Annotated in this window: 19 protein-coding genes; 12 read left to right on the plus strand and 7 right to left on the minus strand. The window is 60.8% G+C overall.

Going from position 1 to position 23,369, the window contains the following annotated elements; genetic code table 11:
- Both BRA42_RS01135 and fdhF read right to left on the minus strand, forming a co-directional pair.
- Positions 1-353: coenzyme F420 hydrogenase/dehydrogenase beta subunit N-terminal domain-containing protein (locus BRA42_RS01135; protein WP_292407001.1), on the minus strand; the 353-nt coding region annotated here is incomplete at its 3' end.
- Position 354: 1 nt separating this feature from the next.
- Positions 355-2,421 carry a formate dehydrogenase subunit alpha gene (gene fdhF, locus BRA42_RS01140; RefSeq protein WP_292406998.1) on the minus strand — a complete coding sequence of 689 codons (2,067 nt, stop codon included), beginning with the start codon at positions 2,419-2,421 and terminating at the stop codon, positions 355-357.
- A 322-nt stretch (positions 2,422-2,743) separates the two neighbouring features.
- Between fdhF and BRA42_RS01145 the strand changes: the two genes are divergently transcribed.
- The 4 genes from BRA42_RS01145 to BRA42_RS01160 all read left to right on the plus strand — a co-directional run bounded on the left by BRA42_RS01145 (position 2,744) and on the right by BRA42_RS01160 (position 6,313).
- Complete coding sequence (locus tag BRA42_RS01145; protein WP_292406995.1) at positions 2,744-3,385, plus strand: FmdE family protein; 642 nt, start codon at positions 2,744-2,746, stop codon at positions 3,383-3,385.
- Positions 3,386-3,438: 53 nt separating this feature from the next.
- Positions 3,439-3,621, plus strand: coding sequence for a hypothetical protein (locus BRA42_RS01150; protein WP_342686255.1), 183 nt, complete (start codon positions 3,439-3,441; stop codon positions 3,619-3,621).
- Positions 3,622-4,009: 388 nt separating this feature from the next.
- A complete protein-coding gene (locus BRA42_RS01155) occupies positions 4,010-5,857 on the plus strand; it encodes a molybdopterin biosynthesis protein (protein WP_292406992.1) in 1,848 nt (615 codons plus the stop codon).
- A gap of 36 nt (positions 5,858-5,893) precedes the next feature.
- Complete coding sequence (locus tag BRA42_RS01160) at positions 5,894-6,313, plus strand: nuclear transport factor 2 family protein (RefSeq protein ID WP_292406990.1); 420 nt, start codon at positions 5,894-5,896, stop codon at positions 6,311-6,313.
- Positions 6,314-6,351: 38 nt separating this feature from the next.
- Here BRA42_RS01160 and BRA42_RS01165 read toward each other — a convergent pair whose 3' ends face one another.
- The gene (locus BRA42_RS01165) at positions 6,352-7,212 is read right to left on the minus strand and encodes an META domain-containing protein (protein ID WP_292406987.1); all 861 of its coding nucleotides are present in this window, start codon (positions 7,210-7,212) and stop codon (positions 6,352-6,354) included.
- A gap of 211 nt (positions 7,213-7,423) precedes the next feature.
- Positions 7,424-9,061, minus strand: coding sequence for an META domain-containing protein (locus tag BRA42_RS01170; protein ID WP_292406984.1), 1,638 nt, complete (start codon positions 9,059-9,061; stop codon positions 7,424-7,426).
- Between the two features lie 208 nt (positions 9,062-9,269).
- On the opposite strand from BRA42_RS01170, the gene gpmA reads away from it, so the two are divergent.
- The 8 genes from gpmA (at position 9,270) to BRA42_RS01210 (ending at position 19,090) form a co-directional block, all read left to right on the plus strand.
- Positions 9,270-10,016, plus strand: coding sequence for a 2,3-diphosphoglycerate-dependent phosphoglycerate mutase (gene gpmA / locus BRA42_RS01175; RefSeq protein WP_292406982.1), 747 nt, complete (start codon positions 9,270-9,272; stop codon positions 10,014-10,016).
- Between the two features lie 85 nt (positions 10,017-10,101).
- On the plus strand, positions 10,102-11,109 hold the full coding sequence (gene gap / locus BRA42_RS01180; protein WP_342770383.1) for a type I glyceraldehyde-3-phosphate dehydrogenase: 1,008 nt from the start codon (positions 10,102-10,104) through the stop codon (positions 11,107-11,109).
- Positions 11,110-11,123: 14 nt separating this feature from the next.
- Positions 11,124-12,176 carry an NAD(P)-dependent oxidoreductase gene (locus BRA42_RS01185; RefSeq protein ID WP_292406975.1) on the plus strand — a complete coding sequence of 351 codons (1,053 nt, stop codon included), beginning with the start codon at positions 11,124-11,126 and terminating at the stop codon, positions 12,174-12,176.
- A gap of 661 nt (positions 12,177-12,837) precedes the next feature.
- On the plus strand, positions 12,838-15,624 hold the full coding sequence (locus BRA42_RS01190; RefSeq protein ID WP_342770382.1) for a DUF6345 domain-containing protein: 2,787 nt from the start codon (positions 12,838-12,840) through the stop codon (positions 15,622-15,624).
- Positions 15,625-15,626: 2 nt separating this feature from the next.
- Positions 15,627-16,577, plus strand: a complete 951-nt coding sequence (locus BRA42_RS01195; protein ID WP_292406966.1) for a hypothetical protein — start codon at positions 15,627-15,629, stop codon at positions 16,575-16,577.
- A gap of 516 nt (positions 16,578-17,093) precedes the next feature.
- The gene (locus BRA42_RS01200; RefSeq protein WP_292406963.1) at positions 17,094-17,699 is read left to right on the plus strand and encodes a sugar O-acetyltransferase; all 606 of its coding nucleotides are present in this window, start codon (positions 17,094-17,096) and stop codon (positions 17,697-17,699) included.
- A gap of 14 nt (positions 17,700-17,713) precedes the next feature.
- The gene (locus BRA42_RS01205) at positions 17,714-18,262 is read left to right on the plus strand and encodes a flavodoxin family protein (RefSeq protein ID WP_292406959.1); all 549 of its coding nucleotides are present in this window, start codon (positions 17,714-17,716) and stop codon (positions 18,260-18,262) included.
- Positions 18,263-18,892: 630 nt separating this feature from the next.
- Positions 18,893-19,090 (plus strand): hypothetical protein, encoded by a 198-nt coding sequence (locus BRA42_RS01210; protein ID WP_292406956.1) that lies wholly within the window; start codon positions 18,893-18,895, stop codon positions 19,088-19,090.
- Between the two features lie 294 nt (positions 19,091-19,384).
- Here BRA42_RS01210 and malQ read toward each other — a convergent pair whose 3' ends face one another.
- From malQ to BRA42_RS01225, 3 genes are read right to left on the minus strand one after another with little or no spacing between them, the layout of a single operon-like run.
- A complete protein-coding gene (gene malQ, locus BRA42_RS01215) occupies positions 19,385-20,884 on the minus strand; it encodes a 4-alpha-glucanotransferase (RefSeq protein WP_342770381.1) in 1,500 nt (499 codons plus the stop codon).
- 20 nt (positions 20,885-20,904) lie between these two features.
- Positions 20,905-21,711 carry a proline dehydrogenase family protein gene (locus BRA42_RS01220; protein ID WP_342770380.1) on the minus strand — a complete coding sequence of 269 codons (807 nt, stop codon included), beginning with the start codon at positions 21,709-21,711 and terminating at the stop codon, positions 20,905-20,907.
- Between the two features lie 10 nt (positions 21,712-21,721).
- A complete protein-coding gene (locus tag BRA42_RS01225; protein ID WP_342770379.1) occupies positions 21,722-22,489 on the minus strand; it encodes a TIGR04255 family protein in 768 nt (255 codons plus the stop codon).
- Between the last annotated feature and the right edge of the window lie 880 nt (positions 22,490-23,369).

Genomic DNA, 23,369 nt, shown 5'->3' on the forward strand with positions numbered 1-23,369 from the left:
TTCACCTGGTTGCGCTTCGCAAGCTCGTAGAAGCCCATCGCGTCGCAGCCCTTCACCGGGACGGCGATCCGCATGTCTTCGGCTCCGTCGAGGTACTTCTTGACCAGTTTCGGAAGCAGGAGCGTCCCGCAGTGGAGGGAGCCCGCCGTCTGTCCAATCTCGGCCGGGTCGGTGATGAGCGTCGGGACCGCGTCGTAGAGGTCCGCACCCTTCTTCACCGCCAGGACGGCGTCGACGATCTTGTTCTCCAGGGCATACTTGAGAAGCCCGGTCACCGCGCCGCCGCACTCCGCGGCCTTGGCAATATCCGGATTCGTCGTCCAGGCGTATACCATATCTCCTTTGGCTACCATCTCACTGCACCCCCGTGATCTTCTCGACCTTCACAGCACAGTGCTTCAACTCCGGCATCTTGGAGAGCGGGTCGAGAGCGGTGTTCGTCAGCATGTTCGCAGCCGCATTCCCGAAGTGCATCGTCATCATCAGCACGCCGGGTCCGACTTCGTCGGTCACTCTTGCGGTGGTCTCCACCTCGCCGCGCCTGCTGCTGAGTTTGATCTTCTCCCCGTTCCGGATGTTCAGCCGTGTCGCATCCTCGTTGTTGATCTGCACGTAGCCTTCCGGCACCTCGTGGTCGAGGATCTTCGCGCGGCCGGTCTGCGTCCGGGTGTGGTAGTGGAAGAGCAGGCGCCCGGTCATCAGGGTGAACGGATACTCGGCGTCGGCGACCTCCGCGGGCGGCCGGTACTCGATACCGAAGAAGTGTCCGAGACCGTCGGCCGACGAGAACCTCTCGCGGTGCAGGATGGGGGTTCCCGGGTGCTCCAGGGTCGGGCAGGGCCAGTGTACGGACTCCGGCTTCTCCATCCTCGCGTAACTGATGCCGGCCATCGACGGAGTGACCCGCCGCATGTCGTCCCAGATCTCTTCGGGCGAGTTGAAGTCAAAGCCGTGGAGCCCGAGCTGGTGGGCGAGATCGACGAAGATCTGCCAGTCGGGTCTCGCATCGCCCGGCGGTTCCACCGCCGTGCGGATACGGTTGACGCGCCGCTCGGCGTTGGTGAACGTCCCGTCCTTCTCGGCGAAGGATACGCCGGGCAGGATAACGTCGGCGTACTGCGCCGTCTCGGTCATGAAGAGGTCCTGCACGACGAGGAAGTCCAGCTTCTCAAGCGACCGCATCACGTGATTCGAGTCGGGGTAGGAGACGACCGGGTTCAGCGCGAAGATGTACATCGCGCGAATCGGGTCGCCGCACTGGGTGATCTGTTCCGTCAGGGTCACGCCGTATTCTTTTGCGAGCCCGGTGACGCCCCAGAGTTCCTCCATCCGCTTCCGGACGGCGTCGTCTTCGCACTTCTGGTAGCCGGAGAAGACGTTCGGGTAGGCACCCATGTCGCAGGCGCCCTGGACGTTGTTCTGGCCCCGGAGCGGGTTGACGCCGGTCCCGGGTCTACCCACGTTGCCGGTGAGCATCGCGAGGTTCCCGAGCGACCGGACGTTGTCCGTGCCGGTCGAGAGTTCCGTGATGCCGAGGCAGTAGATGATCACCGCGTTATTCGCACTTGCATAGATCCGCGCGATCTCCTTGACCTTCTCGGTGGGGACGCCGGTGATCGACTCGACGTCGGCGTAGTTCTCCACGGCCTTCTTCAGGTCCTCATACCCGGTCGTCCGCTTCTCGATGAACTCCGTGTCCTGGAGGTTCTGCTGGATGATCCAGTACATGATCGAGTTGATCAGGGCAATGTTCGTCGAGGGGTTGTACCGGACGTAATAGTCGGCGAGACGTGCCGTGGGGGTGTAGCGCGGGTCGCAGACGATGATCGTCTTGCCCGCCTTCTTTGCCTGGACTATCCGGCGGCCGGCGAGCGGGTGGGCCTCGATGGTATTTGCGCCGATCATGAAGATGACGTCGGAATTGAGGACGTCCTCAAAGGGGTTCGTCGCGGCACCGGAGCCGAACGAGAGCGAGAGCCCCGCAACGGAGGGTCCGTGGCAGATACGCGCGCAGTTATCGATGTTGTTGGTCTTGAAGGCCACCCGCGCGAGCTTCTGCAGGATGTAGCACTCCTCGTTCGGGGTCCGGCACGAGACCTGGAAACCGAGGGACTTCGGCCCGTACTTGTCGCTGATCTCCTTGAACTTGGAGGCGACGAGACCGAGCGCCTCATCCCAGGACGCCTCCTCGAACTTACCGTTCTTCTTGATGAGCGGTTTCGTCAGCCGGTCGGGGCTCTGCACGAACTCCCAGCAGGTCATTCCCTTGGGACAGAGTTTTCCTTCGTTAATCGGGCTCCTCTTCAGGGGTTCCACCCCTACGAGTCTGCCGTCGTTCACCACGAGGTTGAGCCCGCACCCGACACCGCAGTACGGGCAGGTCGTGGGAACGTAGCGCAGTTTTTCATTGGTTTCAGCCATTCACATTCTCCAGATTGTTGCATTCAACGTCGATTTTTTTGGGCATGCCCGGAAAGGATGGACATGCAAACATTAGTTTTACTCTACTCAGCGGTATATAAATTTAAACTTACTCATTTAATATTTCGGGATATCCGACGGTATATAATTGATATGCCGGAAACCGCAATCGGCGCATATGCCTATCTGGTGAAGAATATCGTTTTGTCGTTGATTTTAACGGTTTTTATTTCCCCGCTCTGGAATCCTGTCGTCAGAAGTTAACTAGATGTGGTTAATTGAGCCATAATATTTAAAAATATCTTTAACCATATACTCCTCCGTGCAACCGAGACTGAACCACACCTGGGACGACATCAAGGCGAGACTCGAGTCAAAAGGCTCCTCGCCGGAGTTGATAGAGCACTTTCGGCGATGCGTCGACTTTCATACCTACCCGGCCCCCGGGCTCCTCGTCGGCGTCTTCATGGTGGACTACGCCCTGGAACTTCTGGCCCCTCCCGCTCATGAGAAGATCTACGCCGTCTGTGAGACCGCGAAGTGCCTGCCCGACCCCCTGCAGGTGATCGCCCACTGTACGACCGGCAACCACCGGCTCCGGGTGATCCCGATCGGAAAGTTCGCCCTCACCGTGAACGGACCGGCCGAAGCCCCGTACGTGAACGGGATCCGGGTTTTTGTCGACGGCGAGAAGATCGAGGAGTATCCGACGTTCACCCTCTGGTACACGAAGGACCCGCTCTTCGATCCGAGAACCCGCGGCGTCGCACTGATCGACGAGATCATCGACGCAGGACGCGCGTTCCTCTCGTATGAACGGGTGCGGGTGAAAGTGCCCCAGAAGTGGCCCTGGAGGTCTGCCATCTGTTCCATATGCGGCGAGCTGGTCCCCGACAACCTGCTCGTCGACGGGGTCTGTGCCGACTGCCGGTCTCAGTCCTACTACGAGAAGACGGCGTATTGACGTGCTCGCCCTCCGGAGAAGGCGTAAATCACATCGACGCGAAAAGGCACCGCATGGAGTTCATCCTTATCGGGTTCGTGCACTCTGGCATTCTCTCCCGGAGCGATATGTCGGTCCAGGGCGTCGATGCCGAGATCGGGGTCTTTCCCGACGCGGGGCGCCCCTCTCCGGCATTGAGAAGAATTCGCACCCGATCTTCGTCTGCTGGATGCACGAGACGGGCCGGGGAGTCCTGAAGGCGGCGGCCCTCCGATCTCCGGCCCGGCCAAATCCTCTTTCGGTCTCGATTGTCCGGCTGCCCGGCCTCCCGGAGGAGGGGCAGTTTATGCTTACGAACTGGACCTGGTCAATGGAGCGCCGGTCTCGGCATCAAGCCCTATCAGGCCGGATGGGACTATGTCTTCTCCGCAGCGGGCCGCGATAGAACGGAGAAGATGCGGAAGATGAGCCACGGTGGCTGCGGTGTTCGGGAAATACCCGCTATGTCGTTGCCGGTCCCGGAAAAGAGGCGACGTTCTGCCTCAGTGCCGTGCCGGAGAGCGTCGATGCAATCCCTGCCTGCAGGGTCCGCTCTCCGGCGCGTTTCGATGAAAGTTGATTGTTATACATCGAGGAGTTAAGAGTATGCCACGCCGGTACCTGAATCTTACCCCGCTTCCTGATGCGCTCGCGGCTATGCGGCGGGCGTTTCCCGCCCCGAACCACGCTGAGACCGTGCCGTTGCACCTGGCGGTCGACCGGGTGACGGCCGAACCCGTTTATGCGACGTATTCCGTCCCTGGTGCCGATATAGCAAAGTTCGACGGCTACGCAGTGAAGAGCAGGGATACCCGGGGAGCACAGGACCAGCGGCCGCTGCCCCTTACGGAATGCGTCCGGGTCAACACCGGCGACGTGATCCCGCCTTCGTTTGATGCCGTCGTCATGATCGAGGATACCTGGGACGAGGGCGGCATACCCCGGGTTCGGAAGTCCGCCGCGCCCGGCCAGAACGTCCGGCATGCAGGCGAGGATATCCGGGCCGGCGAACTGGTCCTGCCGAAAGGCCATCGGGTCCGGCCGTTCGATATCGGCGCGCTCGCGACCTACGGCATATCCCGGGTGTGCGTGAGGTCGGTCCGGGTCGGTATCGTCCCGACGGGGAGCGACCTCGTCCCTCTGGGTGCAGCACCCGCGCCCGGCCAGACGATCGAGACGAACACCCTCATGGCGGAGGCCTACCTCACCCGGATGGGAGCGACCTGCCGCCGTTACGGGATCGTTCCCGACGACCCGGACCGAATCCGGGAGGCGGTGGAAGAGGCGATCGGCGAAAACGACCTCGTCATCCTCTCGGCGGGTTCTTCGGCCGGCACCCGGGACTTCTCCCGGGACGTCGTCGAGGCGCTCGGGGAGATCGTCTTTCACGGCATCGCGGTCCGGCCGGGGAAACCGGTGCTGCTTGCGAACGTCGACGGCAAACCGGTCCTGGGAATGCCCGGATACCCCGTCGCCGCACAGACCGTTCTCCGGGAGGTTGCCGGGGCCCTGCTTGCATGGTGGGGGCTCTCGCCGCTCCCGGGTACGGACCTGGACGTCCGGCTGTCGCGGCGACTGGCGTCGGACCTCGGGTTCGACGAGTTCGTCCCGGTCTCGGTCGGACAGGTCTCCGGCACCTTCTGGGCGACCCCGCATCCCCGGGGCGGCGGCATCCAGATGGCGGTGGTCCGGGCAAACGGCTACCTCCACATCCCTGCCGAGCGCGAGGGGATCGAGGCGGGCGAGGAGGTGCGCGTCCGGCTTACCGTTCCGCCGGCCACGGTCGCCCGGACGCTCGTCTGCGTCGGCCAGCGCGATCCCGCCCTCGTCGAACTCGGCAACATTCTCTCGGATGACGGCTACCTGCTCCACTGCTGCAACGCCTCAACGGTTGGAGCGGTGCTGGCCCTGCGGGCGGACACCTGCCATGCCGCTTCGGTCGTTCTTCCGGAGACCGATGCGGCATGGAACGATCAGGTGCTCCGGTACCTGCCGGGCGCGGACCTCCTCCGGGTGCAGGTGGCCCGGGAGGAACTGGGGATCGCTTCAGCCGGGCCCCTTGATGCCGACGATAGCCTTACGTCGCTGCGGTTCGTCAACCGCCCGAAGGGAACGGCGGCGCGAACGCTCTTTGATGAATGGCTGGACCGCCGGGGCGTCGATGCCGGGAGTGTCGCGGGATACGAACACGAGGTGCGGACGCACGGTGCGGTTGTTGCGGCCATCGGCAACGGAACCGCCGACGCAGGCGTTTGCCCGGCCCGCCTGGCGCGGGAAGCGGGGCTCCGGTTCACCCCGCTCGGCTACGAGTCGTGCGATCTGGTGGTCGGGAGGGAGCATGTCGCGGACGACGGTGTTGCCGCCCTCATCCGGGCCGTCCGGTCGCCGGCGTTCCGGACGTATCTCCGCTCGACGGGCCGGGACCGCACCGACGCCGACCAGCCCTGCCGGTGAGAAAAGGGTATCTTCTTGTCGGCGAGAGTATTTCTCATGCAGGTCAGCGAACAGACACAAAACCAGATTCTGGCGGTGCTCCGGCGGATGGCCGAGGCTATGGGGAGAAAAGATCTCGACGGCGTCATGGCGCTTACCGATCTCGATTTTCGGGGTTTCGGGACCGGCGGGACGGTGATCGGCAGGGAGGCCTACCGGCGGCGCCTTGAGCGTGACTTTGCGCGGTCGGAGACGCTCTCTCTGGAGTTCTTTGACGTTCACATCGGTGCCGAGGGGACGGTCGCCTGGGTCCTGGCCGATGCGGTCTATCGTATCGTCGCCGCCGGTGTCGAAGAGACCCAGAAAAGGCGGCTGACGGCGGTGCTCCGGGGGACCGGTCACGCCTGGATCTTTGTCCAGCAGCACTGCTCCCTCCCGGCAGAGGGGCAGGAGGCCGGGCGGCCGTATTCGGCATAGCACTTTTTTTTCATCTGAAGTTACGGTGAAGCTGACGCTCACGCCTCCGCCGTAAAGAAGAGGATCGCCCTGCCGTTGCCGTCGATGACCGCGAGGGTATCCCCGACGATCCGGTAGCCCGCCGCCGACCGGAGGAGGGTCAGGTAGGCGGCCTCCTGTTCCATGACCCCGGCGGGCTCGTTGCAGGCGGCTTTCGTGGCAATGATCCGTTCTACGGTGATCCCGGTCTCGTTGAGTTGATACGGCGCCGAGTAGGCGTTGCACCCGGCGGACCCCGAGAGCGTGCCGTCGTCGTCGAAGACCAGGGTGACGCTGGTGCCGGGGACCGGCGACGCGACGGCGCTGCCGCCGCCGATGCTGTAGTGATCGAGCCGCCACTCCGTCTCAAGCAGCGGCGCGCTCGCGGGCTGCCCGTCCCGCGAGAAGACGAGCAGGTCTTTACCCGACGGCCCGGAGAGCACCAGCAGGTCGCCTTCGACCCGGTAGGAGGCCGCCGCAACGAGGAGTTCCCGGTATCGGCTCTCCTGCTGCGTGAGGTCCAGTTCTGCGGCGGGGTGGGCCACCGTGACGTCGGTCGGTATCACCGAGATCGTTGAGCCGGCGATCCGGTAGGAAGCGGAGTAGAGGTTGCACCCGGCGGACCCCGAGAGCGTGCCGCTGTCGCCGAAGATGATGAACGGTTCCGCCCCGGAGAGGGGCGCGACGATGGACCCGTTATCCGCACGGAATGCGGTGAGGCTCCATGCCGTCCCCGCAAGCGGTTCGGCGACCCGGCCGGGATCGTCGGGCGGCGTCTCCATAGCGCCGGGGAATCCGACCGAGATGAGACATGCCGCCACGATGATCAAGAGAGCGGCCCATGTGAGTATGTCGTGCCCGCCTCCGCCTATCTGTGCCACGGGTAGGCGTAGGAAGCGAGAGGAGAAAAGATAACTCATTTGCATCGAGATTGGTTCAACCCCTTTCTCCCGAATGGTTAGAAGGATGCGGCGTCGATCCGCCGCGGCGGCCCCGGGCGGGGTTCTATGGGAGGGGCGTCCGCCTCAGGAGGTCGAAACTGGAAAAGAGGGGAATCGGCCTTCCGGGAGAGGACCGAACCCGCGCTTCCCGTCAGGCATCGTTCGGCTGCGTCGAGATGAAGATGAGCAGGCCGGTGCCTGCCTCATCCGTGAGGAGGAGGCGGTTTCCCTCTACCCGGTAGGATGAGACGCCTGTGAGGAGGGTCAGGTACTTGCTCTCCTGCTCCATGACGCCCTCAGGATCGTTACAGTACATCTTCGTGCTGATGGGCGGCGAGACCGTAAGACTCGTGCCGTTGAGGCGGTAGTCGGCCCCGTAACTGTTGCATCCGGCGTTGCCGGTGAGGTTCCCGTCGGCGCTGAAGGCCGCCGTGACCGTGGTCCCGACGATCACCGAGGAGACCGATTCACCGTCAAGGCTGTAGGACTCGAGCGTCCACTCCGTTCCGGTCAGGGATGCCTGCGGTACCTCCGGTGCCTGCACGAAGAAGAGCAGGTCGGCGCCCGCCGCGTCCGTGAGGGTCAGCCGGTCGCCCTCAACCCGGTAGGAGGAGACGTTTTCAAGATGGCCCAGGTACTTCCCCTCCTGCTCCATGACGCCGGGCGTCGTGCAGTACATCAGGGTGCTGTAGATCGAGGAGACCGAGAGGTTCGCGCCGTCGAGGCTGTAATTTCCGCCGTAGTGGTTGCACCCGGCGCTGCCGGTGACGGCCCCGTCGGCCGCGAACTTCGCGGTGACCGTGGTGTTGGCGATCACCGAGGAGACCGCATCTCCCCCGGTGCTGTAGGCGTCGAGCACCCAGTCCGTCCCGACGAGCGGGAGGTCCGGCGTCCGGGCGGCCCGCTCGAAGACCAGGAGGTCGGCGCCCTCGCTGTCCGTGAGGACCAGTCGGTCGCTCTCCATCCACGAGGAGACGGTCTCAACGAGGGGGACTCTCTCGCCGTCCGCCGTCACCCGCTCCACCCGGTAAGAGGCAACTTCCGCAAGAAGCGCAAGGTAGCGGTCCTCCTGGTCCATGATGCCCGGCGGTTCGCTACAGTACATCTCGGTTCTTACGGCCGGTTCGATAGTGAGGCTCGCGCCGTCCGTCGTGTAGTTCGCGCCGTAGCGGTTGCACCCGGCCGATCCGCCGACCCTGCCGTCGGTGCCGAAAGCCGCCGTGACGTTTGTGCCGGCAAGGACCGGGGCCATGGTGCCGTCCTCACCGGCGAGGCTTACGAGCGTCCATGACGTCCCGGCGAGCGCCGCGGGTGCGGGCCCCTTCACGAAGACGAGCGTCGTCGCTCCGGCAGAGTCGACAATCTCCAGCCGGTCGTCCTCGATCCGGCATTCCGCCGCCGAGCCGAGGAGGTCCATGAACCGTGCCTCCTGCTCCATGATGCCCTCCGGCTTCTCGCAGAGTTTCAGCGTCTGGACAAGCGAGGAGACCGAGAGGGCCGTACCGTCAAGGCTGTAGTTTCCGCCGTAACTGTTGCACCCGGCCGATCCGCCGACCCTGCCGTCAGTGCCGAAAGCCGCCGTGACCTCCGTTCCCGGCAGGACCGGGACGAGCGTACCGTTCTCGGCGAGGTACGAGTCGAGGGCCCAGGAGGTCCCGGTGAGCCCGGCAACTCCCCCGGGCGTTGACGTGCCCGAGATGCATCCCGCGGTGACGATTGCCGCCACGACGATGGCGACGAGGGATGCCCCCGCAAGGATGGTGTTTCTGTTCCTTCTGTTCGGTGCCATACAACAGCATATGAGCGGGAATGAAAGATAAATGAATGGTAAACTACGAAAAAAATCGAACCTATACGTGTCCGGTTCACTGAACCGGGCGATTATACCGATAATCGAGGGCTCCCGGACGGGACCGCCGCCCGGGAGGCTCGATGGTTCCATATGTGCAGGGTATTTATCCGGGGTGGAGACCATACCGGAATAGGGGAAGAATACAATGGTAGACTTGATCCTCTTACGGCACGGCGAAAGCCTCTGGAACAGGGAGAACCGGTTCACCGGCTGGACCGACGTGGACCTCTCGCCCCACGGGATACAGGAGGCTCACCGGGCGGCGGAACTCCTCGGGGACGGCGGGTATACGTTCCGTGTCGCCTACACCTCCGTCCTGAAACGGGCCATCCGGACGCTCTGGATCGTTATGGACGACCTCGACCTCATGTACGTCCCGGTTTATCGGTCGTGGCGGCTGAACGAGAAGAGTTACGGCGCCCTGCAGGGCCTGAATAAGCAGGAGACCGCGGCAAAGTACGGTGCGGAGCAGGTGCACCTCTGGCGCCGGGCATACGACGTGCAGCCGCCGCCGCTCGCGTGGGACGACCCGAGGCACCCGCGGTTCGACCCCCGCTACGCCGACCTGGACCCGACGAGTCTCCCTGCGACCGAATCCTTGCATGACACGCTTCTGCGGGTGCTTCCCTGCTGGGAGAGCCACATCGTCGGGAGCCTTGCGGCAGGAAAACCCGTCATGGTCGCCGCTCACGGAAACAGCCTTCGTGCCCTGGTCAAACATCTGGACGGAGTCCCGGACGATGAGATTGCTGGCCTGAACATCCCTACCGGCTACCCGCTCGTCTACGAACTGGACGATGGTCTGAATGCGGTCAGGCACTATTACCTGGGCGACCCGGAGGAGGTTGCGGCGGCCGCGCGGGGCGTGGCCCGGCAGGCAGGGACAAAGTAGCCGGAAGCGGGGTCTTCCGGCGACAGGGGAAGATCATATATACTGTCCTGTTGAGGGGCATCCTCTCCGAGAGGAGGGAAGAACGATGAAGAAGGTTGCCATCAACGGGTTCGGGCGGATCGGGCGTCAGGTCCTCCGCAATTACCTGACCGACCCCCCGGGAAACATCGAGATTGTCGCGATCAACGACCTGATCACGACGGATCAATTCGTGTACCTGACGAAGTACGACTCGGTCTACGGACGGGCGCCCTTCCCGATCGAGCCCGGCGCGGACCATATCCGGTTCGGGTCGAAGGAGATACGGGTGCTGCACGAGAAGGAGCCTGCGCGCCTCCCGTGGAAGGACCTCGGCGTTGAGATCGTGCTCGAGTGCACGGGGCGCTTCACCAAGCGGGAGGGCGCCGCAAAGCACCTGGATGCCGGGGCGTCGCGGGTCGTCATCAGCGCGCCGTCGTCCGACGCGGATGTAACGGTCGTGCTCGGCGTCAACGAGGAGTCCTACGATCCTGCAAAGCATATCGTCATCTCGAACGCCTCCTGCACGACCAACGCGCTTGCGCCGGCGGCAAAGGTGCTCAACGATGCATTCGGCGTCGAACACCTGATGGCGATAACGGTCCACGCCTACACTGCTTCTCAGGCGCTTATCGACCGGGCCGCAAAGAAACCGCGTCGGGGACGGGCCGCGGCCGTCTCGCTGATCCCGACGTCGACCGGCGCCGCCGCCGCCACGATCCGCACCATCCCGGAGCTCATCGGGAAGATGGACGCGGTAGCGATCCGGGCCCCGGTTCCCGACGGCTCGGTCATCGATATCGTTGCGGAACTGAAGCGGGACGTAACCCGGGATGAGGTGAACGCGGCGATGAAGAAAGCCGCCGAGGGGCGGATGAAGGGGTTCCTCGCGTATACTGAGGACCCGATCGTATCGGCCGACATCGTCGGCGATCCGCACTCCGGGATCGTCGACGGCGAGATCACGAACGTCGTCGGCGGAAGGATGGCCCGGGTCCTGGTCTGGTACGACAACGAGTCCGCATATGCGAAACGGATGGTCGATATCGCCTCCTACATCGCCTCCCGGGAGTGAGGGGGTATGCGTCTGTGGTAAAAGTGGTCTTCTTCGGTCTCGACGAGCACGAGCAGGAGATGATCCAGGGGGCTTTTGCCGGTAAGCGCGGCTACGCCGCCGTCCTCTACCCTGAACCGCTCACGGAGGAGAACGCGTCGCTTGCCCGCGACGCCGACGGCATCGGGGTCTTCGTCTCGTCGCACGTCACCCGTGAGGTCCTGACCCTGCTGCCGGACCTCAAGGTGATCGCCGTCATGTCCACCGGGTTCGACCATATCGACATCGCCGCATGCCGGGAGAGGAACATCGCCGTTTGCAACGTGCCGCACTACGGCGATACGACCGTGGCGGAGTTTGCGTTCGGGCTCATCCTGGCTCTTGCCCGGAGATTCAGGCCGATGTTTGCGCGAGTGGAGCGGGGCGACTTCACCAGGACCGAACTTACGGGGATGGACCTCGCAGGAAAGACCCTCGGCCTGATCGGCACCGGGCATATCGGGTCGCACCTCGCGCGCCTCGCCCACGGGGCGGATATGGAGGTGATCGCCTACGACCTGCGGCCGAACCCGGATCTTACGAAAGAATACGAAGTCCGCTATCTGGATCTCGACGACCTGCTACGGGAAGCGGACGTCATCAGTCTGCACGTCCCCTACACGAAGGCCACCCACCACCTGATCGACGCCGCCCGGCTGCGGCTGGTCAAGAACTCCGCGCTCCTCATCAACACCTCCCGGGGCGGCGTGGTGGACACGGGGGCGGTCGCCGACGCTCTCCGCGAGGGCCGCCTCGGCGGGGTCGCGCTCGATACCTTCGAGGGGGAGCAGGTCTGGATCGAGGAGGAGTTCCAGGGGCCGGACGAGGCGTCGGCAGACGAACTCCGGGACGCGCTCGCGAGTTTCGCCATTCTGCACTCGGACCGGGCGATCCTCTCGCCGCACAACGCTTTCAACACGCGGGGTGCGGTCGAGCGGATCATCGCTACAAGCGTCGAGAATATAGAGGCGTTCTTTTCCGGGAACCCGCAGAACGTCGTCGGCGGGACCTACCGGGTGCCGGCGGCACCGGCTGGGGGTGCCCCCTGAACGCCCGCGGCCATCCAGGCGCTACGGGAAATAGACGGATAACGGATGCCCTTCGAGCCGGCTCGGTGCACCGGGACCCGGGAGAGCCCCCGCGCACGGCTCGCCGGAAACAGGCGCACGAACAGAGATGGCGGCGGCCTCTCTCGTCCCGTTCCTCTTTTAGGCACTGACGGCCCTCGTCTGCCGGGAGCGGACGGCCGCATAATTCTCTGTCCTCCTTTATCGCTTTGAGGTGTCTTTCCCGATCTTGGCATTGCCAGAAAATACCTCAAAACTGTCATACTTCCTGCAGCAGGGTCGGCACGGCCGTGCCGACTCGAACCTTAACTGGATTGGATTGAGTGAGACTCCTATACCTCTATTCCCCCCGGAGAAAATGATCAAACATATATAGTATCCCATGGCTATACGTTATTCTCCATACCTTGAACTTTCAGTAAAATTTGCCCTTTGAGGGGAGTGATATTGCAATTTGAGGCGGGACATATTCGACGGTGGAATTGAGTATGAAAATGAATCAATATGATCTGCAGTCGGGAGCCCCTTGTTACCGGTGTCATGCAGGGGATGACGAAGTTCGCCACCTGCAGTCGCTCGGACTGGCCGGATGTTCCAATATCGTCGTGGGGCAGATCATCGCGCGTGTCGCGGGGGCATCGTGATGATCAAACTACGTAGAATCTTCCTGTTCTTTCTCGCCGCCTCGCTGCTGGCGACCACAGCAAGTGCGTCTGCAAACCCGCTCGCCGCCTGTGGGGGTGTGACGGAACGCGATGTTGCGGTAGCCATCCCGGGCGAAGGGATCGTCGTCCCCCTGTCGGAGACCGCCGGCATCCGGTTCGCCGACGGCGGCGTCGAGGCGCAATGGGGTCGCCTCTTCGTGCGGACGTACCCGACCGTCACCTTTCCCGACGACGACTCTTTTGAACGCGAAGCAACGTTCACCGCCGCTCCCGACCTCGCAGAAAACACCGTCACGTACACCGGTGATGAAAGCCGGATGACGTATGAGGTCTATGAGTCCCTCCTGAAGGAGACTATCGTCCTAGACCGCCCCGGGAACGTCTCGTACCGGTACGAGATCGGGCTGACCGACTGGATGACTGAGGAGCGGATCTGCGATGGAGACGGAACCGACAGCGAGAACGAAACTTGCACTGAAAACGGAACATGCAGCGAGAACGAAACTTGCACTGAAAACGGAACCGAGATCAGGACCTACCGGCACACAGAACCGGCGGAGGACTCCACGTGGGAGATCGCCCGGGACAACTACGGCAACCTGGTCATCTCCATCAACGGGGCGGAGACCGTCGTTCTTCCACGGCCGTACTGTACCGATGCAGACGGGATCAGGTACGATCTCGAGTATACCCTGAATACGGATGAAAAGACCATCACCATCACCGGCATCCCTGAATCCGCGAGGTATCCGCTGACGATCGACCCTACGGAGAGGGTGATCAATGGAGGGTTCGAGACCGGTGATTTGACTGGATGGAATACGTTAACCTCTGCGGAGGGATATGTTGAGATTACATCCGGGACCGTCGCGGGATGTTACGGGAGACTTCCGAGGGCGCATTCCGGCACCTATGGCCTCAAGGTTGCTGTCGACACGCTCAGCCACACCTCTTCGTATGCAATCGCCAGACAAAACGTCGATTTTCAAGGCGCCGAAAACGTGACGTTCTGGAGGCGATTCGACGGGCACGCACCGTCCGGTACTGCCTGGGAGCTTGAAACTTCGATAGGGAGTAATCAGATCTATTCCATCTCCTCTGCTCAATACCCCGGAGCTTGCCAGAATCACCCTTACGCACAAATAACAGAGGCCGTCCCCGATCCGACAGCGACGTATACGTTTGAGATCCGGGCGGATGCCAGCAAGACGAGCGGTCCGGGTAGTGTCGCCTCCTACTGGGACGACATCTCCGTTCTGGGGGCCACTCCCCCAATTGCAGACTTTACCGCCTCCCCTACGAGCGGCGCCGCTCCTCTTACCGTTCAGTTCACCGACATGTCGACCGGCAGCCCGACCTCCTGGGCGTGGGACTTCGGCGATACCGGCACCAGTACCGACCAGCACCCGACACACATCTACAGCAGCGCCGGCACCTACACGGTAACGCTGAACGTCAGCAATGCCTACGGATGCAATATCAGCGCCCAGCCCCTCATCACCGTCACCTCGGACCAGACCGTGATGAATCCGACCCCCTCCTTTGCATCGCCGAACACCCTGATCCTGCGCGAAGGGAAGAATTTCGTCTCGACGCCCTACTATCTCACATCCGGACACAATACGGCGGGTACGGTCTTCCCGGACTTCGGTACCGCGGTCAGGGGATACAGGTTCGAAAACGGCCAGACGGTAATCCTGACGGCGCAGGATGAAATCCGGCCGCTTGAAGGATACATAATCTACTCGGACGGGTATCACGAGATCACCCTCCAGTTCGAAGACCCCCAGATACGTCCGACAGTTACAAAAGACCTCGACGAAGGCTGGAACTTCGTCGGCTTCTATGGTTTGAGCCAGGAATGTGCACGGGACACGCTCATTTCCCTTGGGAACGCGTGGTCGGAGGCAAAGGGCTGGGATGCCGGGTTGCAGGAATACGAAACCGCCTTTGTCAGAGATTCGACCGGGGATACCAGCGACCAGCGCCTGATGTTCCCGGGGAAGGCTTACCTGGTGTACATGACGGAAGAGAGAACCCTGTTCCGCTCGTACTACCGGACGTATTCCTTCTGCGCCGAATGGGTGGGCGACTATCACGGCATGCAAAACCCCCTTCCCAGCGCCGAGGAAGAGGCCCAAGGCTTCTACGACACGCTCGACGGGTCGAGTTTGTGGACCGGCCAGTTTATCAACGGCAACGCCGCCGCGATGGAACGGCACTGGAAAGACCCGGCCTTCGGCGGGGTTGATTCGGACTACATCGACAACACGCACTTGGCCTACTTCACGGGACACGGATGGGAGGGCGGGTTCGTCTTCGGGACTGCCGCCGACGATTATGACCTGAACTACAGCGAGGCGCGCTGGGGCAACACGAAGACCGACTGGATTGTCCTCGGATCGTGCAACACCCTGAATGCATCGACGTGCAGGGAGTACTGGGGGCCTGCCTTCGAGGGGCTCCATTCCATATGCAGCTTCGACACAATCGGGGGCAATCATCCAGATATGGGATGGTATTTCGCCCAACAACTGATGCGCGGAAAAACCATCTGGCAGGCATGGTCTGCGGCCACGGATCAGTACGTGGTCCCGAATGACGGCACTCTACGGTCAGCGATTCTTGCCGCGGACATCGACGGAGATTTGAGCACGCCTGATTGCCTCAACGACCATATTTACGGGTATGGGTCGTCGATTAATCCGCCCGGTGATCCGCTGGATTTCCAGTACAAAATAGATCCATGTGAATGGGAGGTGTAGATATGGTAGGGAAACAGATTGCAATCGGATTTACCGTCCTCCTGCTGCTCGTTGCCGGGACGGCACTATTACCAGTGGGGTACCCGCAAGAGGAGGATGAAGACGTACATGAGGGACTGGAGATCGCTGGACCGTATGGTGTACAGAAGGTTCCCGAGATCACCTCTGCTATCGCCCTTCCCAAATACTCCGGGCAGGCAATGGTCTACAGGACAGTCAATTCCACCATAACGAAGGACGACGCCCTGAAGATGGCGGAGAAGTTCGGGATGACCGGATCACTTGAGGAGGATACACTATCGTATTATACCAACGACGATCCCTATACGTTTGATATTGAGAAGGAAGGCGGGTATATGACCTACACATGGGCTGACCGCCACTCCGGGGTGGACCCCCGGGACCGTCCCGAAAACCTCCCGACCGACGAGGAGTGCCGGAAGATCGCCGAGTCATTCCTCACTTCCCACGGGCTCATGCCCGAAGGAGCAGTCTTTTCAAGTATATCGCACGGCGAGGGTTTCTTCTTAAATAGCACGGATGATACGTCCGTTCAAACATACAAAGACACCAGAGTCCTCTTCACCGGCACCCTGAGCGGCTATCCCACGGCTGGAAGCGGGATCTACGTCACGGTCGGCGGGGGCGGGGATGTCCTTAAGGTCGGCAAACGCTGGCGCGACGCCGAGCCTTACAAAGAGTTCCCGATCCTCTCTCCTGAAGAGGCGATCGAGGAGCTCAAACAGACCGGGGTCGTCACCACGGTAGGTTCGCCGAAGAAGGCGGTCGTCGACGAGGCCAAGCTCTGCTACTATGCCAGTCCTCCACGGGACGAGCAGCCTTACCTCAAGCCGGCCTACTACGTCCACGGAACCGTGGAAGGGGAGGACGAGACCGGGACCTTCTTCCAGTACATCCCGGCGGTCCCGGAACTAGGAAAGGGGTTATACTGATCCAACCCCCTTTCGTGCCTTTAAAATGTCTATGCCCTACTTGATCGGACGTACGATCCTCCCACACCTAGACGAAGTCGGCGTTTACTCGGCAAAACTCAGGGTCACGAACGCTGACGGGGGCGATGAGGAGATAAAGACCGGCCTATCACGGTGGTGGAGTGCCCGGCCACAATCTTTACCCAGGCAGATTCAATTACTTTCGGAATAGGCATTAAGCAGTTATCGCCGCCACCAGAGGTGATTTAGGTATGCCTTATATTCCGGGGAGAATCGTCGGGTGTCAGTTGCTTGTATCGGACATCGTGCGGGACCTCCGCCCGTTGCTTAACGGCCAAAGGAGGCTGTTGCTCACGATGAGGGCAGACAAATACCGGAGGATTTTCCCCTGGTGTGCTACAGTCCTCGTTTTGTTGGAAGACCATATGCAAAAATTAGTATATATCTTGGATGTACGTCGTTGACTAATAATATACGCTATCCTTATTTTAGTGTCAATTAAAAAGGAAATTGATTATGACAGAAAAAGAAAAAATGCTTTCAGGCAAATTGTATACCGCAGGGGACAAAGAACTGGCACAGATTAATAAAAATGCAAGACGCCTGATTCGCCTGTTTAATCAAACGAATGAAGATGAGTTTGACAAGCGTATCGCCTATTTAAAAGAGTTATTTGGTTCAACCGGCGAAAATATCTGTATTGAACCAACTTTTCATTGCGACTACGGCTGTCATATTTTTGTGGGAAAAAACTTCTATGCTAATTACGACTGCATCATTATTGATGTATGTCCTGTGACCATCGGCGATCAGGTTTTCTTTGGTCCTCGTGTCTGCGTTTATACTGCTGCGCACCCCATTGACGCAAAAGTACGGTCAACCGGTCTTGAATACGGAAAGCCTGTTACCATTGGCGATGACGTATGGGTCGGCGGAAATACTGTAATTAATCCCGGCATTACTATAGGCAGCAATGCGGTGATCGGTTCTGGCGCTGTGGTGACAAAAGACATTCCAGGCGGTGTTATTGCAGCTGGAAATCCTTGCAAAGTGCTACGATCTATCACGGAAGAGGATCGTAAATACTGGCACCTAAAGCAAGAAGAATATATGAAAAGCTGATGTAAGAATTTAACATGAGTAAAAAAATTTTAGTACTTACAGGCAGTCCCAGAAAAGGGGGCAACAGCGACTTAATGGCGGATGCGTTTATCAAAGGAGCGCAGGCCGCCGGACATGCAGTAACAAAGTATGAAACCGGTTTAAAGAAAATCAATGGCTGTAAAGCATGTAACGAGTGTTACTCCAAAGGAGACGCCTGCGTATTCAGAGACGACTTCAATACGCTGGCTCCGCTTATGGAACAAAGCGATGTCCTCGTTCTTGCAACACCTATGTATTGGTTTACCTTTCCGGCGCAACTTAAAGCGGCTTTAGATAAAATGTATGCGTTGCTGATCGGCGGGAGACAGAGCAATATCAAAGAAAGCATTTTACTTGCTTGTGCCGAGACTACAGAAGAGGCTGATTTTGATGGTTTGGTCAGGACCTATGGGCTTATCGCATCCTATCAGAAATGGACTGACCTTGCTCATCTGTTAGTTCCATCCGTTGTAGAGAAAGGTGATATTTTACACACGGATGCACTAAGAAGGGCAGAAGAACTCGGATTATCATTAATATAAATACATCTTTTTATTCAACCGGATCAGTTCAAATGGCCCCTGAACGAAGGCTGCAAGCCCCATTTATATCAGTGGTAGACGTTGTAGTGTTTGGTGTAAACTGTTTTTCTATATTGGATAGTAAAGTTAGAGGTCGTCCCCAAAACCCTTTGACGGGAGGGCCGTACCGGCAGTCGTTCCCCGCGAGACGATATCAGGGCAAACCCTTTTCCACATTCTGCCCTCATTTACGGTTTAAATGGTTAAGATATTGCACACAAGTGTGCCACGTGGGGCGTAGCAGAGGTTCGCAGATCCTTTTGGGACAACGTCTTACACTAACTCTGCGATTTCATGTGAGAGAATTAGGTGCAGTCCTTGTTTTACTGTAAGACCATAGCAAGATACACTCAGATCCGGTTTATGTTGGATGGCACGGGTGACCTGGTAAGGGAACTCTGGCCGAAAAAATAAGGGATCTCCCGTAGGGATTCTCATGAGAGCACTATGTTACGTTAATGTTACAGAACCCCTAAACGGTGTAACAATTCTGTAACCGCCCATGCTTTCTACGTATCAGATCCGTAACAGGTTTGCTCCGCCTGTAACAAAACTGTAACATTTATATCTGACCTCGCAGAACCTTTTTTCATGTCGAAAGTCGTCCGGATCGACGAGGGGGCGCTGGAGGTTGCCCTGCAGTACGGGAAGAACCTCTCCCTCGGGATCATGAAGATGGAAGAGTTGCTCGAGAAGCAGGAGAAGGCAAAGCGCGACTACACCGCCATCGAAGAGATGGTCCGAAGGACCGTCCGGGAGGAACTTGAGGTGCTGACTTCGAGGTACTAGATCGGCGGACGGACTTCCCGGACAACCGGGGCCGGGCCCCCTCTGGGGGCGGAAGACGGTATTCGGCAGAGTTGTCTCTCCTCCGGGTAACTGCTTCCCGGCCTATCGATCCCGGTTCGTCGGGAGCCGTAGGACCCTGATGAGGACCGCCAGCCCCACAGGAGCAAAGACGGCCGCTCTCGCCCAGAGAGACTACACACCCGGTCCCGCGGCTCCCTTCCCCAACGGTGATACCGGTGGCCCCGTCTCGGGGCATGGCTCTGGGGAAGCCCTCCTGCCCGGAGTCACAGCCGATCACCCCCGCCCCGAAAGCTCCGCAAGCCCGCGGAGCCACTCGAACGGAGCCCGTTCAAACTCCTCCGGCGTCATCCGCCACTCCCAGTTCCCTTCCGGGACCGATGGGTAGTTCATCCGCGCCGCGGCGCCGAGCCCGAGGACGTCCTGCATGGGGACGATGCATGCCCGGGCGACCGAGGTCATCGCGAGGCGGACGAGTTCCCGGTGGACCTCCTCCGCCGCCACTTCCCGGCCGATGTAGGCATAAAACCGCTTCCTATCCTCCTCCGACGCCTCCTCCTCAAACCACCCCCGGGCCGTGTTGTTGTCGTGCGTCCCCGTGTAGCAGATGAGGTTCGGAACATAGTTATGGGGGATATGGGCGCTCCCCGGGAGGCCCTCGCCGAACGCAAAGAGGAGAACCTTCATCCCCGGGAACCCGAACCGGTCGAGGAGCCCCTGCACGGCCGGGGTGTTCGCCCCCAGGTCCTCGGCGACGATTGAGAAGCAGGGAGTCCGCCGGGCGAGCGCCTCGAAGAAGTCGGCCCCCGGCCCCTCAACCCAGGTGCCGTGCTCGGCCGTCGTATCGGTCGCGGGAACCGTATAGTAATCGGCGAACGCCCGGAAGTGGTCGATCCGGAAGAGGTCATAGAGTTCTCCGGAACGGGCGATCCGGCTCATCCACCAGGCGTAGCCTTGCTCCCTGAGCGCGGACCAGTCGTAGACCGGGTTCCCCCAGAGTTGTCCGGTCCTGCTGAAGACATCGGGAGGCACCCCCGCCGCCACGGTGGGGCGGAGGTCTTCGTCCAGCTGGAATATCCCGGGATTCGCCCAGACGTCGACGCTGTCGTAGGCAACGTAGATCGGGATGTCACCGATGACCTGGATGCCCCGCGCAGTGCAGTACCGGCGGAGGGCCGACCACTGCCGGTCGGCGAGGTACTGGAGGAACTTCTCCTTCCGGACGCCGTCCGCGAGTCGCCTGCGCATATCGTCGAGGGCCTCCGGCTGCCGGGTCCGGACCTCCTCCGGCCACTGGCTCCACTCCTGTCCGCGGAAGTGGTCTTTGAGCGCAACAAAGAGCGTGTGCTCGTCGAGCCACCACCCTGCCCGGTCGCAGAACCCCTCATACCTCCTGTCTGGCCCCGTGTGGAGGAACCGCTCGTAAGCGATCGAGAATATCCGTTCACGGTACCAGGCGACCGCTTCGTAGGCGGCCCGCCCCTCGGGGAAGTCGGGCATCGGCTCCAGGTCGTTCCGTCCGAGGAAACCGTCCCGGACAAGCATCTCCGGGCTGATGAGGAGCGTGTTTACGGTGAATGTAGACGGGCTGCTGTAGGGGGAGTTGCCGGACGCCGGGCATGTCGGGTTGAGCGGCAGGATCTGCCAGTAGTGCTGCCGGGCTTTCGCCAGCACCTCGACGAACCGGTATGCCGACGGACCGAAATCCCCGATGCCGTATGTCGACGGCAGGGACGTGACGTGCAGGAGTATACCGCTTCCCCGCGTGTGGATCATCACTTAACTCCGCGAACCGGCTACGGGACCGGCGACCTCCCCTCCGCCGCCAGTTTCTCAAGGTAGGCCTCGCGCCGCGCCACGTACGCGCCCGCCTCCTCCCCGAAGGGCACGTACTCCGCGACGGCCCGGCCCTTTTTTGCAAGCCAGTGTTTTGTCTCGTCGGAAAGCCCCATCAGGAACCCGAACTCGACCGTTCTGGGCGTGTCCTGCACGAGCCACGCGATCAGGTCGGGGTCGTGGGTGCCGACCGAGAACGGCACGTCCCGGTCGAGAAGCCCAGTTGCAAGTGCGCAAAAGCGCCGCCGGATCTCTTCGGGGTCATTCGTATCCCCCGGATAGGCTCCCTTCACCAGACGGGGCCGGAGACCGTGGCGGACGGTGCGCTCGAGGTCGCCGGGGGTACGGTCGAGAGCGGCCTGGAGGGTGAGCGTCACCGGCAGCCCCTCCCGGGAACAGACGACGGCGGCCTCCACCGTCATCGCCACAAGGCCCCGCCCCTCCATGTCCACCTCGAACCCGACACCGCGTTCCCGGGCCTCACAGGCGAGCCGGAGCAGAGAATCGTAGACGGCACTCCGGTCGATGAGCACACCGAGCGCGGTCAGCTTCACGGCGACGGATGCGTTCAGAGCCTGCTCGTCGATCGCGGCTACGGCGGCAGAAGAGCGCTCTAGGTTCTCCCGGGCCTGCTGCTCGCTCCGGGAATACTCACCGAGAGCCGCGAAGATGCACCGGATGCCCCGGGCGTTCTGTTCCCGACACCGCCGGACCGCCGCGTCGAGGTCGGGCAGCGTCCAGCGACTATTCCTGCCGGTTGTGGTCACCGCTTTCGCCTCACCGTGCCGCCGCCGTTTCCTCCGCCCTCGGGGTGAAAAGGTCGCGGAGGGGGTCCTTGATGCAGGCTTCGAAGATATCCCGGACATGGGTGTGGGCGATCTCCAGCCAGTCGGCCACCCCGTCCGGGGGAACGCTCCCCTCCCCTGTCAGGTAGTAGTCGATGGTTAAGAGGTATGCGTTATGTTCCGTCGACCCGGGCACGGCGTCGGTGAATTCCACCCGGCAGTTGTCGCGGTTGTCGTGGAACGTGAACTCGCACCCGGTGATGAACCCTGCCGGGACCCGCGGGAGGTCCGCCGGGAGGGTGGGGTAGAAGGCAAAGTAGTCCGAGAGCGTCACCTCCGCCTCGGGGATCTCGATGAAGTTGACGTAGCGTAGGTTCATGGTGCCGATAGCGTCGGTACTGATGACCTCACGGAACCGGTCGAACGCCCCGATGATCCGCTCCGAGAACGCTTCCCAGTGGACGTACGGCTTCTGGCAGCTCACCGAGAGGAGGCGGGGCCCGACCTGGACCGCACATCCCTCGTCCTCGGCGAGGAAGATCGACCGCTCGCCGATCAGGAGTTCCTCGCGGAGCCCCTCCGGCCCGAGAAGCATGACCACCTCGCGCACGTAGCGCTGGTCCCGCTTCGGGTAAGCGTCCCGTAAGTGGCTGTAGAGTATGCCGGGGTAGGTCTGGTCCCAGGTGCTGTCCCCCGGGAACCGGAACTCGCATATCGCTTCGGCGGCGGGCGGGTTAACATACTTTCGTACCTCTGCCATGATCTCTCCCTCACGGAAGTGCTGAATGGGAGAAGACCACATAAAAGTGACTGCTCCCCGGCAAGAGACCGGGCACCCTGCACGGTACCGTATCTTCCGGGGTCGCCGTTCCGGTGCGGCGAATGAGCCGCCCGCATTGGGCCCCTCCTCCATCGGGACGACCGGCGTGCGCTCATCTCTTCGTCGGCGCCGCCCCCGCCGCCTCGCAGATGCCGGGCGAGAGCCGAACGGCGGGAGGAGGGACCGGGCCGAAAAATACCGGCTCCATGTGGCGTCACCCTCAATATTGCGTTGATGACAGTCTGTTTGTAGCAGAAGATAGAGTTTGTCCCTAAATACCTTTGCCGAAAGGCTGTTTCCCTATTCCTGCCTCTGTTAAGGGTCAAAGTGCTCCGATCAAATACAGCAAAGGTTTACAGACCCCTTTGGGACGATCTCAACAATTGCGAGTACAGGAGTATATTGTCCTCACCCCTCATCCAATATCTGCTGATGGGAATTCAAACTGCCGGGTGGGAAAAGACAGATTCACTACATCCGGGTCGGGATTCAGGGCTGCATACATTGATTTCGGAATCCTGAGAGTAACGGTTTTTTCGTCTGCTTTATGCTGCCTGCCCTTATAGTGACCGTTTCCATCTATTACAAATGCTGAGTTGAATTCCTTTTTTGAGACAGAAATATCGATAAGTTCTGGATCGGTACTGGAATTCTTTTCTTTAAGCCATGATTCGGGAATGTCAACGAAGTCATCCTAAAAGTTTCCAGCGGCTGACAATTCCTATAGTTCAGAGTGTTTTGTCGCCTCCCCGAGAAAAATTGAGTGATTTCTGGCGTCAAACCTCTGACACGGCTCCTCTCTGGGTATCGCCACGCGGGG

Source organism: Methanoculleus sp. UBA374, from assembly GCA_002508705.1.
Lineage (GTDB): Archaea > Halobacteriota > Methanomicrobia > Methanomicrobiales > Methanoculleaceae > Methanoculleus > Methanoculleus palmolei.

Coding starts and splice junctions, on each gene's coding strand:
- fdhF (WP_292406998.1), bottom strand. CDS start 2,421: ATGGCTGAAACCAATGAAAAACTGCGCTACGTTCCCACGACCTGCCCG.
- BRA42_RS01150 (WP_342686255.1), top strand. CDS start 3,439: ATGGAGTTCATCCTTATCGGGTTCGTGCACTCTGGCATTCTCTCCCGG.
- BRA42_RS01155 (WP_292406992.1), top strand. CDS start 4,010: ATGCCACGCCGGTACCTGAATCTTACCCCGCTTCCTGATGCGCTCGCG.
- BRA42_RS01160 (WP_292406990.1), top strand. CDS start 5,894: ATGCAGGTCAGCGAACAGACACAAAACCAGATTCTGGCGGTGCTCCGG.
- BRA42_RS01170 (WP_292406984.1), bottom strand. CDS start 9,061: ATGGCACCGAACAGAAGGAACAGAAACACCATCCTTGCGGGGGCATCC.
- gpmA (WP_292406982.1), top strand. CDS start 9,270: ATGGTAGACTTGATCCTCTTACGGCACGGCGAAAGCCTCTGGAACAGG.
- gap (WP_342770383.1), top strand. CDS start 10,102: ATGAAGAAGGTTGCCATCAACGGGTTCGGGCGGATCGGGCGTCAGGTC.
- BRA42_RS01190 (WP_342770382.1), top strand. CDS start 12,838: ATGATCAAACTACGTAGAATCTTCCTGTTCTTTCTCGCCGCCTCGCTG.
- BRA42_RS01195 (WP_292406966.1), top strand. CDS start 15,627: ATGGTAGGGAAACAGATTGCAATCGGATTTACCGTCCTCCTGCTGCTC.
- BRA42_RS01200 (WP_292406963.1), top strand. CDS start 17,094: ATGACAGAAAAAGAAAAAATGCTTTCAGGCAAATTGTATACCGCAGGG.
- BRA42_RS01205 (WP_292406959.1), top strand. CDS start 17,714: ATGAGTAAAAAAATTTTAGTACTTACAGGCAGTCCCAGAAAAGGGGGC.
- BRA42_RS01210 (WP_292406956.1), top strand. CDS start 18,893: ATGTCGAAAGTCGTCCGGATCGACGAGGGGGCGCTGGAGGTTGCCCTG.
- malQ (WP_342770381.1), bottom strand. CDS start 20,884: ATGATCCACACGCGGGGAAGCGGTATACTCCTGCACGTCACGTCCCTG.
- BRA42_RS01225 (WP_342770379.1), bottom strand. CDS start 22,489: ATGGCAGAGGTACGAAAGTATGTTAACCCGCCCGCCGCCGAAGCGATA.